This is a genomic window from Agarivorans sp. QJM3NY_33 (assembly GCF_050870865.2).
Taxonomy (GTDB): Bacteria; Pseudomonadota; Gammaproteobacteria; order Enterobacterales; family Celerinatantimonadaceae; genus Agarivorans.
Genome location: NZ_CP194039.2, coordinates 1,906,055 through 1,918,267, shown reverse-complemented (window position 1 = coordinate 1,918,267; position 12,213 = coordinate 1,906,055). Strand labels below are relative to the sequence as shown.

General features: G+C 44.1%; 15 protein-coding genes. All 15 read right to left on the bottom strand.

Annotated elements, in window-relative coordinates; translation table 11 throughout:
* Window position 1 precedes the first annotated feature (1 nt).
* Window positions 2-496, bottom strand: a complete 495-nt coding sequence (gene ccmE / locus ACRRSY_RS08705) for a cytochrome c maturation protein CcmE (RefSeq protein ID WP_432462951.1) — start codon at window positions 494-496, stop codon at window positions 2-4.
* Window positions 493-702: a heme exporter protein CcmD gene (ccmD, locus tag ACRRSY_RS08700; protein WP_432453594.1), complete on the bottom strand. Its 210-nt coding sequence runs from the start codon at window positions 700-702 to the stop codon at window positions 493-495. The genes ccmE and ccmD overlap by 4 nt, the downstream gene beginning before the upstream one ends.
* A gap of 1 nt (window position 703) precedes the next feature.
* A complete protein-coding gene (locus tag ACRRSY_RS08695; RefSeq protein ID WP_432453595.1) occupies window positions 704-1,456 on the bottom strand; it encodes a heme ABC transporter permease in 753 nt (250 codons plus the stop codon).
* A gap of 38 nt (window positions 1,457-1,494) precedes the next feature.
* Window positions 1,495-2,160, bottom strand: a complete 666-nt coding sequence (gene ccmB / locus ACRRSY_RS08690) for a heme exporter protein CcmB (RefSeq protein WP_432453596.1) — start codon at window positions 2,158-2,160, stop codon at window positions 1,495-1,497.
* Window positions 2,160-2,795, bottom strand: a complete 636-nt coding sequence (ccmA, locus tag ACRRSY_RS08685; RefSeq protein ID WP_432462950.1) for a cytochrome c biogenesis heme-transporting ATPase CcmA — start codon at window positions 2,793-2,795, stop codon at window positions 2,160-2,162. The genes ccmB and ccmA overlap by 1 nt, the downstream gene beginning before the upstream one ends.
* A gap of 623 nt (window positions 2,796-3,418) precedes the next feature.
* Complete coding sequence (locus tag ACRRSY_RS08680; RefSeq protein ID WP_432462949.1) at window positions 3,419-3,844, bottom strand: DUF2802 domain-containing protein; 426 nt, start codon at window positions 3,842-3,844, stop codon at window positions 3,419-3,421.
* Window positions 3,845-4,333, bottom strand: a complete 489-nt coding sequence (locus ACRRSY_RS08675) for a chemotaxis protein CheW (RefSeq protein ID WP_432453599.1) — start codon at window positions 4,331-4,333, stop codon at window positions 3,845-3,847. It lies immediately after the preceding gene.
* A gap of 137 nt (window positions 4,334-4,470) precedes the next feature.
* The gene (locus tag ACRRSY_RS08670; protein ID WP_432453600.1) at window positions 4,471-5,262 is read right to left on the bottom strand and encodes a chemotaxis protein CheW; all 792 of its coding nucleotides are present in this window, start codon (window positions 5,260-5,262) and stop codon (window positions 4,471-4,473) included.
* Window positions 5,259-6,044 (bottom strand): ParA family protein, encoded by a 786-nt coding sequence (locus tag ACRRSY_RS08665; RefSeq protein ID WP_432453601.1) that lies wholly within the window; start codon window positions 6,042-6,044, stop codon window positions 5,259-5,261. The genes ACRRSY_RS08670 and ACRRSY_RS08665 overlap by 4 nt, the downstream gene beginning before the upstream one ends.
* Complete coding sequence (locus ACRRSY_RS08660; RefSeq protein ID WP_432462948.1) at window positions 6,045-6,959, bottom strand: flagellar motor protein MotB; 915 nt, start codon at window positions 6,957-6,959, stop codon at window positions 6,045-6,047.
* Between the two features lies 1 nt (window position 6,960).
* Window positions 6,961-7,707 carry a flagellar motor protein gene (locus tag ACRRSY_RS08655; RefSeq protein ID WP_432453603.1) on the bottom strand — a complete coding sequence of 249 codons (747 nt, stop codon included), beginning with the start codon at window positions 7,705-7,707 and terminating at the stop codon, window positions 6,961-6,963.
* A complete protein-coding gene (locus tag ACRRSY_RS08650) occupies window positions 7,700-8,833 on the bottom strand; it encodes a protein-glutamate methylesterase/protein-glutamine glutaminase (RefSeq protein ID WP_432453604.1) in 1,134 nt (377 codons plus the stop codon). Before ACRRSY_RS08650 ends, ACRRSY_RS08655 begins: the two co-directional genes overlap by 8 nt.
* Window positions 8,834-8,864: 31 nt before the next feature.
* A complete protein-coding gene (locus ACRRSY_RS08645; protein ID WP_432462947.1) occupies window positions 8,865-10,961 on the bottom strand; it encodes a chemotaxis protein CheW in 2,097 nt (698 codons plus the stop codon).
* 11 nt (window positions 10,962-10,972) lie between these two features.
* The gene (locus ACRRSY_RS08640) at window positions 10,973-11,713 is read right to left on the bottom strand and encodes a protein phosphatase CheZ (protein WP_432453606.1); all 741 of its coding nucleotides are present in this window, start codon (window positions 11,711-11,713) and stop codon (window positions 10,973-10,975) included.
* Window positions 11,714-11,724: 11 nt separating this feature from the next.
* The gene (gene cheY, locus ACRRSY_RS08635; protein ID WP_055734955.1) at window positions 11,725-12,108 is read right to left on the bottom strand and encodes a chemotaxis response regulator CheY; all 384 of its coding nucleotides are present in this window, start codon (window positions 12,106-12,108) and stop codon (window positions 11,725-11,727) included.
* Window positions 12,109-12,213: the final 105 nt, after the last annotated feature.

The following is a 12,213-nucleotide window of genomic DNA, read 5'->3' as shown; positions in this document are numbered from 1 at the left end:
TCTAGTGAGCAGAGCCCTGCAATTGGGCTTCAGTATATTCAGGTTTAAAATGTTCCATTCCAATCAAAGATTCGGCAACCTCGGGCGGCATGTATTCTTCATCATGTTTAGCCAATACTTCGAAGGCCGACACGGTGTTAGCGGCGGTCAATACACCTTGCGCGACAATCCCCTGCCCCTCGCGAAATAGATCCGGCAAAATACCTTCGTAATTAACAATCACAATCTCACCGCCGGCATCACTCAGTTTAAAGCTCACTTGTAAACTTGTTGCAGAACGCTCAACAGTGCCAGGCAATACCAAACCACCAATCCGCAATCGCTGACCCAGTTCCGGTTTAAGTGCCTGTGGACCTTTCCCCTTAACTAATTCTGTGGGGGTATAAAACAAGTCGATATTTTGCGCCAGTGCATAAAGCAACAAACCAATGGATGCCCCTAAACCCAACACAATAGAGATAACAATGGTTAAGCGTTTTTTACGTCTAGGATTCATAAGTGTTCGCTCATCTCTTTCGCTGCTTGTACCCGTTTTCGCCGCACCGAATAATGCGTCACCGATTTAATAATCGCTCTTCGTTTAATCAAACTATCGATGACCAACGCTCCCATGGCGAGCGCACTCACGCCATAGGCCAGCCATACGTAATACGCGTAACCACCCATCGCAAAAAAATCAGCGACTGAATCAAATTGCATCATATTAACCCTCCCGTTGATCTGGCTTGATAAGAAGTTGTTGTACCCAAGGGCGGCGGCGTTCTCGCCTTAACAGCTCGGTTCTAAAGCGAACCAAACTGACCGCAACCAAGAAAAACCCAAAAGCAAATATGTTCAGCAATAAGGGCCATAACATTTGAGAATCAATCGACGGTTTCGCGAACTTGGTAATCGTGGCCCCTTGATGTAGGGTATTCCACCATTCCACGGAATAGTGAATGATTGGCAAATTAATAACGCCCACTAGACTCAAGATCCCAGCGGCTCTGCCAGCCATAACTTTATCCGAAAATGCGTTGTATAGGGCGATGACACCTAAGTACAAAAACAACAAAATTAACTCAGAGGTTAAACGAGCGTCCCATACCCACCATGCCCCCCACATTGGTTTCCCCCAAGCAGCCCCAGTAAATAGAGCAACAAAGGTAAGGACCGCGCCAACAGGAGCGACTGCAGCCACATAAATATCAGCTTGTTTAATTTGCCACACCAAGCCGATAAAAGCGGCAATTGCCATCGACGAATAAGCCGCCATCGATAATATTGCCGAAGGAACATGAATATAAATAATTCTGAAACTATCGCCTTGCTGATAGTCGGCGGGCGCAAAGGCCAAGCCCCAAATTAAGCCCACCACAAAACTAATAAGGGCCAATACACTCAACCAAGGTACAAATTTTCCAGCAAGTTCATAGCTGGCTTGCGGTTTTGCATAAGGATGTAACCATTTCCACATTAGGGTAAGTACTCTCTGACAATAATTTATTATTATATTTAGTTAACGCTAACTCTTAATGCCGCGGCGGTAGCGAAGGGAGCCAAAGTGAGCGCCAATAAGCTAATCGCACCCATAATCGCTAAATGGCCCGTATAGGGCAAGTTTAATGATGCGGCTTCAATCGCAGAAGTCGCAAAAATCAATATAGGAATATACAAAGGTAAAACTAATAGGCTCAGCAATACACCACCTTTACGCAAGCCCACTGTTAAGGCTACGCCCACTGCACCAATTAAACTCAGTACAGGGGTTCCTAATAATAAGGTATAGAATGTAGCCTTAAAACTTTGCCATTCTAGGGATAACAAAACTGCAAGCAGCGGTGATAGCAGTAAAATTGGTAAGCCTGTAATCATCCAATGCGCCACTGTTTTTGCTAAAGCGATCAACGCTAAAGACGAGCCACTCAACAACATCTGTTCTAATGAGCCATCAGCATAATCATCTCGAAATAAGCGCTCTAAAGACAATAATGAGGAGAGTAAAGCCGCTACCCATAAAATTCCAGGCGCAATTTTCGCCAATAACTGCGGCTCTGGCCCAACGGCAATAGGAAACAAAGTTATCACAATCAAAATAAACCATAACGGATTGACAACTTCTGACTTTTGTCTAAATGCAGCTAACAACTCACGTTTAACAACACTCACAAAAACCCGCATTAAACAATTTCCTCATAAGCAGGCTCAATGTTTAACACGCGATAATGGGCACTATCGATATTTAAAGTTTGATGCGTCGTGAGCAATATCATTCCGCCGGCCTCTGCATGTTGCTTCAGTACGGCTTCTAAATAAGTAACACCTTGCTTATCGATTGCGGTAAAGGGCTCATCTAGGATCCATAATTGACGTTCCACAAGCCATAACCTAGCCAAGCCAACTCGGCGCTGCTGTCCAGCCGACAAGTGTGCTGTTGGTTCATCTTCCAAACCCGCTAAACCGACTCGAGCCAACAAGTCGTATAGCTGCCCCAATGACATGGACTGACCCGCCAACCCCAAATAAAACTGTAGGTTTTCTACGGCACTTAACTCTGCCTTTACCCCAACATGATGCCCCAGATACAGGCAGTGTTGATGAAAGCTATCAGAGATTTGATTAATGCTCTGCCCTTGCCAATGGATCTCTCCCTGCTCAGGACGAGATAAACCTGCAAGCAAACGTAATAAACTAGTTTTCCCCGCACCGTTGGGACCCGCTACCTGCAGGATATCGCCAGCGTTTAAGGTAAACGATAAATTGTCAAAAAGAACGCGCTCTTCTCTAACACAGCAAAGTCCAATAGCTTCCAGCATTCAAATGTGTCTTGATATAATAAGTGTCGGGATGGTATCACAGCTAGATCGTAAATCTAGGCAAGCAATTGAAATAACGAATATGTTAAGGAGATGTTCCATCAAAGTAAAGCCAAATCAAAATAGATATTCAGTCGGACCAGCAACGATGAAATAAACACCATTCCGCAAAATACAGAAGCAATCGAATATGGTCGGCCGTTCGTGTATAGGTCATGGCCGCCGACTAGAAGCTCGAGCGCATAAGGCTGTCATTAAGAACAACTGACAACTGACTCAGAAAATAGATGTAAAAGATAAGCAGATCGAGATAACAGTCCAAAATACAAAGAAAAACCAATCAAGCTAAAACAACTACAGCAGCCCCCCTACCGATTACAATAAGAACATATAAAATAGCAGATTCATGCAGCAACAACGCAGGACAATACAACAACCTTGCCCTGAACAATTAATTTAGCTGAATCAAATACCACTCAATTCAGTTCCGAAGACCTACCATTTAGTCTACTTTAAACGAGCATTGTAGCGACTCTGACTCAATCATGATAATAGGATTTTGTGGAACAAACAGCAAACGGGGCTTGGCAAGTGCAGTGGTTCAGAGAGAAGAGAAGGCAAGGCTAGCTTGCTTGCCCTTTCATTTTATTCCGTAGACTTAATAGAAGTTCAGCCTCGGCTTTAGGTAATTCACATTCGCGCATCACCTCTTCTAAATCAGCGCCTAACTCGACCAATTTGACGGCACGGGTGTACAACTTGCTGTCAGGATCTTGTGACTCTATTTGAGCGCTACGAATAAACGCTTGCTCGACTTGCTCAGCCTGACGCTCTAATTCTTGAACTAAAGAAGCATTGGCTACGTGTAACTCTTGCAGCTCTTTTTCAGCGGCTCGATGCTTACTTAACAAATTTTTAATAACCAGTTCCAAACTCGCCATTTTGGCTTCACTGGAATCTATATGTCGATTAGCCTTGTGTGTTAACCAGTAAACACCCACAAGGCCAAGCAACATAACCAATAACGCAACAAGATTAATCCAATCCATTTATATTGAGCTTACTTCATCCCACTCTTCATCAGAAAGCAGCTTATTGAGATCAACCAAAATTAATAACTGTCCATCCCGATTACTAACACCTTGAATGAACTTCGCGCTCTCTTCAGTACCCACGTTTGGTGCGGCATCTATTTCAGAAGAACGTAGGTAAACCACCTCAGCAACACTATCCACTAAAATCCCGATGACTTGTGATTCAGCTTCTATAATCACGATCCGTGAATTTTCGGTAATATCTGATGAAGGCAAACCAAACCGGGAACGCGTATCGATCACCGTGACCACATTACCACGCAAGTTGATAATGCCTAAAACATAGTTTGGCGCTCCTGGCACCGGCGCTATTTCTGTATAACGTAATACTTCTTGTACCTGCATCACGTTAATACCATAGGTCTCACTTTCCAACTGAAAAGTTACCCATTGTAGAACTTCATCCTCGGCAATATTTTCTGCGACGTTACGCTGCTCGCTCATCTGCATGTCCTTTTTATTCATGAGTCCAATTGGATCTCGCAACTCTTATCTATTCAAGTATATATCATAAGTTATAAAACTAAACGGCGGATTTACCTAGTCTTTCAATTAAACAGAGCTCGCTCTACCTCACAGTTCTAACATCCATCTATATTTACCCCCTGAGAAAGCATTCGTTGTAGCTCTTCAACATGCAATAAAGCACACATCCTTTGTTTGACCATTCCCGCTAACCAACGACGTTTACCGGGATCAACACGCCACTTTACATCATCTTTATTCAACCGCTCGGTACCAAATAGCTTCTCGCAGCTCAAACCCCAACTACTTTCACCAAGCATAACCAAGTATTTATAGTCAGGTTCAAAAGGCTGATTCGGCATCACCCACTTAGCGGTATCGACAACCGTTAACTTTTGTTCACGCTCGATCATAATGCCAGCGAACCAATCTGGCTTACCAAAGAGTGGGCTAACTTCACTAATACGATGAATTCCGCCCAACTCAGTCAAGGGCACTCCAAAAGTAACGCCTGCAACTTCAAAAAATAGAACCTGAAACTCATTATCGGTTTCGATATTGTGCCATTCTTCCGGTAAAGGCGCTTCAACAAGCTGCTCTTCTACTTGAATACTCGTTGCTGGCAAAGACTCATCAGCAGGCGCTATATGCTCGGGTTCAACTTTTGGTGCAGGCTGTTCTGGTAACTCTTTAATAGGGAGTAATACCGGCTTAGCCTCCGCAACAGCGGCAACTCGTTGCTCGGCTTCTGCGAACAAAGTCGCAAGCGGCTTCACTTGAGGTTCAGGGGCAAACGAAGACTGATTCAAGGTTTCACTAACAGGGCTGAGAGGCACACTTTCAGGTTCTTTCAATAAAGAATCAAAATAACTCCCTAAAGCCTGCTCCATCAAGGTATCGCTATTCATAATAGCCCCTGCTCATCGGTCATCTGCAGAAGATGAGCGAGTAAGGTTTGATAAGCAAATACCCCGCGGCAATTTTTTATATGATAGGAAGGTGGCGCATGCCGTAGGCTAGCATCTCTAAATTTGGTGTCGATGGGTATCACTGAATTCCAAATGTTGTTCGGATAAGTTTCTTGTAGTTCCTTTAAGGCCGCTAATGAAGCACGAGTTCGCTTGTCATACATCGTTGGAACAACCGTATAGCGTAAGCGGTTAGGACAAGAGCGTTGCATAATACTCAAGGTTTTAACCATGCGCTCCAAACCTTTAATGGCTAAAAACTCTGTTTGAACAGGCACTAATACTCGCTCACTCGCAGCTAAAGCATTAACCATCATCACCCCCAGAACTGGTGGGCAATCAACTAACACATAATCATACTTATGTTCAATACGCGCCAAAATGCGCTTTAAAATCAAGCCCATTCCCTCACGCTGCCCCAACACTTTATCCAAAGTAGCTAAAGCCATACTTGCAGGAATTAAATCTAAATTATCAAACGAAGTCGCTTGAATACTATGGGTCACCATCGCATCATCGAGTTGACTGTTTTGATAAAGTTCATAAAGAGTGCCCTGAACACTATCAACATCAAATCCCAAATAACTGGTGAGCGACGCATGGGGATCAGTGTCGAGTAATAGGACACGTTTTCCTTGTTGCGCTAGTAGACCAGCCAGAGATATCACCGTTGTAGTTTTACCGACACCGCCTTTTTGATTAGCAACCGTCCAAACTTTCACCTATTCTTCCTGCCTTGTCGTAAATCGCACCCCACCACCTTCCAATGGCACCGCTAACATTGTCTCACTATCTGGCTTAACAACTTTCTGCTCATCTCCCGCTGGCGCTTGTTCGACAACTGACGATTGGGCAATTGAAGAGTCCCAAATGTATTTAGAGAGTGCAATGACCACCCTTCGATTTTGTTTATCGCTTTGCAGTTTTCCGTTCACGGATAACGGGGCATATTGAGCGTAGGCTTCGATAGCCATTCGCTGCGGTTGAATCCCATCTGACTGCAATTCCCGAACAACTCTTGTGGCCCGAGCGGCTGACAACTCCCAATTGCTTGAATAGAGTTCACTATCAATACTTTGCTCGTCGGTATAACCACGCACTCGTATATAATTATCGACCATTTTAAGCTTTTCGGACAAACGTAAAACTAACTGTTCAGCAGGCTTAAGCAAGTAAGCACTACCACTAGCAAAAAAAAGTCGACTATCTAACTCAATGGTTAGCCAGTCTTCATCACTATTTATTACTATGTCGTCAGTTTTGAAAATATCTTTAAGTTCAATAGCCAATTGGCTTGCGAGTTCGGTTAGATTAGACTGAGCAACTGAGTTTGAAGTCGTTGGCGGCACGTTAGGCATGATAACTTGACCATCCAAAATCGAGTGACCATATTCCATCAGCAATTCCGTTGACGAGACCGTTTCATTCCGTTCAGCTTGCCCATCAGAAACTTCAAATAAGGCAATCGCCTGTTGTAAGCGTTGTTGCAATTCGGGGTAATCTTTTTCATTGGTAATCGCCATCGCGTAAAGTACTACAAACAACGCAAACATCAATGTCATATAATCAGCGTAGGAGACTAACCAACGCTCTGTGTTTGCATTTCGCTTAGCAGCTGCAGCATAGCGATGACGCATACTAGTCGATATCCACAACGAAGCTATGTAAGCGACGCTTTACTTCAATACTACTGGCACCTTCAGCGATTGAAACCAATCCAGCTAAAGTCATTTCCTGATAAATAGCGCGATCCCCCGCTTGCGAGCGAAGCTTATTGGCAAAAGGCAAGAAAATAAAATTGGCGAAACCAACACCATAAATGGTCGCGACAAATGCAACCGCAATTCCCTTTCCAAGTAACTCAGGACTGCTTAAAAAATCCATAGCCTGAATCAAACCAAGTACTGCACCAATAATACCCACCGTAGGGCAGTAACCCCCCATGGCTTCAAACACCCCCGCCTGACGTTCCAAACGACTTTGTTCTAAGTCGATGACATCTTCTAAGGATTGTTGTAATTGTTGAGCTTCGGCACCGTCTATCAGCATTTGTAAACCACGTAAAGTAAACGAATCTGCATGTTTTTGCTGTTGTTCTAGGCCCAAATAACCATCTTTACGAACAATATGAGACCAATTCAATATCAATTGAATTTGGTTCTGTACATTATCTTGCGACTGAAACCAAACCTTCGGTATCACTTTCAGAGCTTGCACAAATTGTTTGCTCGGCGTTTGTAACATTACCGCGCCGATAGTCCCCCCCAATACAATTGTTAATGCATGTACATTGACTAAATCGTCTAACGACCCACCAGCAAAAACATGACCAAACCCAACAGCAGAGAACGCTAAAATAACGCCAAAGATGCTAAGTTTATCCATTACCAATTTCCATAACTATCGCTTCAGAAAAACGATCGAGAGGCATTTGATTGGAGGCGAGTCCAGCACTTGCGACGGCCTGTGGCATACCATAAACAACACAACTGGCTTCATCCTGAGCCCAGATCGTTGAGCCTTTATCTTTCAATAAACGGCAACCATCTCGCCCATCAGCCCCCATACCGGTCAAGATCATGGCTAAAACGTCGCCCTGATGACTTTTCGCCAAAGAAGCAAAAGTAATATCGACACAAGGTTTATAGTTGACTTTGTCATTGCCATCAATAATTCGTAAGCGACCATACTGACCGCGAGGCTCAACTAACATCTGTTTGCCACCGGGTGCGAGATAAGCACAACCCGGTCGCAATTCATCTCCATCCTCGGCCTGCTTCACATTAACCCGTGACAGTGTATTTAAGCGTTGAGCAAATGCAGCTGTAAATGTAGCTGGCATATGCTGAACTAATAAAATGGGCTTAGGAAACCCAGCCGGCAACTGAGTTAAGATTGTTTGCAAAGCCACCGGACCACCGGTAGAGGTCCCTATCGCGACTAATTTATAGCGTTTTCCTGAAGGTTTAAACACACCAGACGTACGAACCTTGCGCTCTACCGAAGGTTGGCTGCTTGCCGCAGTCGTCGGCCTTAGTGGCGTCCGGGCGCTTGGCGTCAAAGGTTTGTCGGCTCGGGGAGTCAGACTCGATGGCGCTCGACGCGCTATCACTCGGCGTCTGGCAATGGCCTTTACTCGTTGTTGTAACAAGCTGACGGCTTCTTCACGATCACGAGCAATGTCTTCAAATTTTTTGGGGATAAAATCAAGTGCACCAGCATCTAGAGCATCTAAGGTCGCTTTAGCACCATCGTGGGTTAACGATGAAAACATCAGCACTGGCGTGGGATGTTTGGCCATAATTTCTTTTACAGCCGTAATGCCATCCATAACTGGCATTTCAATATCCATGGTAATCACGTCAGGTTTTAAACTTGCAACCATTTCAATGGCCTCGCGGCCATTCTTAGCTGCACCTATCACCTCAAGGCTTGGGTCAGCGTTAATAATCTCGCTGACTCGACGTCTGAAAAAACTAGAATCATCAACAACTAATACTTTTATTGCCATACTCAATTCTTTTTAAGGGCTGTGCTCGGCGTTATAACTTACGAGCGTAGCGTTTTAGTAAACTAGGAATATCGAGTATGAGTGCGATACGACCATCACTGGTAATCGTCGCCCCGGCCATTCCAGGGGTACCTTGCAATAACTGGTCAAGCGCTTTTATCACAACTTCTTCCTGCCCAATGAGGTTGTCAACGACAAATCCCACCTGTTGTTGGCCTATCTGTACGATAACCACATGTCCTTGAGAACTTCTCTGTCCAGATTGACTATTACGGATCAACCAATCTTGCAAATAAAATAGAGGTATAGCTTTATTACGGACAATAACGGTTTCCTGACCGTCAACAACATTGGTTTTGGTTAAATCCAGATGAAAGATTTCATTTACACTGGTGAGTGGTAAAGCAAAAGTCTGTTTACCTACATCAACCATCAAAGTGGGTAGAATAGCTAACGTTAATGGTACTTTGATTTGTAAAGTAGTACCGCCTCCGAGCTTAGAATCAATATCCACAGAACCGTTCAGCTGGGTGATACTGGTTTTGACCACGTCCATGCCAACACCACGCCCCGAAATATCAGAAATCTCAGTTTTTGTCGAAAAACCTGGTGCAAAAATCAAACTATAAGCATCTTTGTCTGGCATTCTTGCCGCCGCATCGGCATCTAAAACACCGCGCTCTATAGCGATAGATTTAAGCTTATCTGCATTCATTCCCGCGCCGTCATCTTCGATCATCAGCAAGATATGATCACCTTCTTGCGAGGCTGACAAACGAATGACACCAGTACGCGGTTTTCCTGCCGCTTCACGTTGGTCTGGCATTTCAATGCCGTGATCAACCGAGTTTCGCACTAAATGCACCAGTGGATCGGCTAACGCTTCCACTAGGTTTTTGTCTAAATCGGTATCTTCACCGACCAATTCCAAGTTAATATCTTTCTTCAAACTACGAGCTAAATCACGAACGACTCGAGGAAAACGACCGAACACCTTCTTAATAGGCTGCATTCGAGTTTTCATCACTGCACCCTGTAAATCAGCGGTCACAACGTCAAGGTTAGAGGTCGCCTTAGCCATATCCTCATCATTACTGGTTAAACCAAGACTAACCAAACGATTACGGACTAAAACTAATTCCCCAACCATATTCATGATTTCGTCGAGAGTACGGGTATCGACGCGAACCGTCGTTTCCCCCTGAGGGGCTTGTTTGGGCGCTGCTTTTGCCGGCTCAGACTTGGCTGGAGCAGCAGCTTTCGGAGTAGCTGCAACTTTTGTTGGTGCAACTTTCTTCGGCTCGACCTTCGGGGTGACTTCGGGCTTGGCTGCCGCCTTAACCTCAGGCGCTTTACCAGCACCATGCAGCTGATCTAATAACTTTTCGAATTCATCATCGCCAATTTCGTCACTGTTCGTCGCCGTTTCCACTGGCGTAACAGCGGCAGGTTTAGCACTTGGTGCTTTAGAGCCATGTAGCTCGTCGAGTAGCTTTTCAAACTCATCATCAGAAATATCGCCACCACTCGCAGTTTCGCTAGGGGCTGCAGCACTTACCGGACTCGCTTGAGAAGCTGCTTTTGGAGCACCTGAGCCATGCAACTCATCGAGTAAGCTTTCAAATTCGTCATCAGAAATATCATCAATACCAGTGCCAGTAGCTGATTTACTCTCTGGAATTTGCTCGGGCTCGGGCTCGGGCTCAGATTCCGGCTCAACCACTACCTGATCTTCTGAAGCAGGCCGAGATAATTGATGCAATCGCTCAATAAGCTCTGGCGAAGCTGGTGTTAAAGGTTCTCTTGCTTGCACCTTAGCAAACATATCATTCACGGAATCAAGTGCTTCAAGTATGACATCCATTAACTCTGATGACACCCCGCGGCCACCGTTACGTAATGTGTCAAACACATTTTCCGCACCATGACAAACGTCAACGAGTTCAGTTAATGATAAGAAACCAGCACCACCTTTAACGGTATGAAAACCCCTAAATATAGCATTCAATAAGTTACTATCATCAGGACGTTTTTCTAGATCAACAAGCTGTTCAGAAAGCTGCTCTAGGATCTCTGCCGCTTCTACCAGAAAGTCTTGTAAGATGTCTTCATCTACATCAAACGACATGCGCTACTCCCTTAAAATCCTAAACTAGACAACAAGTCATCAACATCGTCTTGATCGTTAACAACGTCATCCCTTTGTTCTTTATTAATTATAGGGCCTTCTGCTTCAACACCCGATTTTTTATCATCTTGACCAGGAGCGACATCCACCATGTCAGTGCCAAACAAGGTGAGCATCTCAACTAAATTCTCTTCAACCTCCTGAACTAAAGTGATCACCTTTCGAATCATTTGCCCGGTAAGATCCTGAAAATCCTGTGCCATTAAAATTTCAGTAAGCATGTTACGTAGTTTATCGGCATCAGATGAAGAACTAGTCAGAAAAATATCGATTTGGTGACACAGCGCTTTAAATTGGCCTAACTCAATTTTCCGATCCATCAAATTTTGCCATACAGGCATAATATCATTGATATCATTGGTTAATTTATCAGCAATCGGCAAACCCGACTCGACTGCATCCATCGTTTTATTAGCAGCTTGATCGGTCATTTCGATGACATAGTTTAAACGTTCTTTGGCATCGGGGATTTCTTGGTTCGCGAGTTCATTGATCCGAATATCCAATTTGAAATCATTTAATGAATCGTGAAGTTGACGAGTGAGCTGGCCAACTTTATCAAACAGCAAGTTAGCTTTTGGAGCACATAGCTCACTGACTAGTTGGTTCGCCTCGGCGACCTTTCCCATTTCAAGTAGCATCACCAGTTGTTGCGCATCCGCTAATGAAATAATCGGAGTATCGGTGCTCACGCGTCTTCCTTTTATTGTAATCTTTCGAAAATCTTATCGAGCTTCTCTTTTAAAGTAGCTGCTGTAAAAGGTTTTACAATATAACCATTTACTCCGGCTTGTGCGGCTTCAATAATTTGTTCACGTTTCGCTTCCGCGGTGACCATCAATACAGGCAGGTGAGCTAAACTCTCATCGGCACGAATGTTTTTCAACAAATCGATACCTTCCATACCAGGCATATTCCAATCAGTCACTACAAACTCAAAATCGCCACCCTTAAGCATTGGTAGCGCGGTGTTACCGTCATCGGCCTCATGTGTATTGTTGAAACCTAAATCTCTCAACAAGTTCTTAATAATCCTTCTCATTGTTGAAAAATCATCAACAACCAGAATTTTCATATTTTTATCCAAGGTACGTCCCCCAGCTGGATGTTTTACTAGCCCACAAACGGGTCACAAATTTATGTAATACATTATTATGCCTTAATAAACACAATTTTAGTCCATCTTTTATAA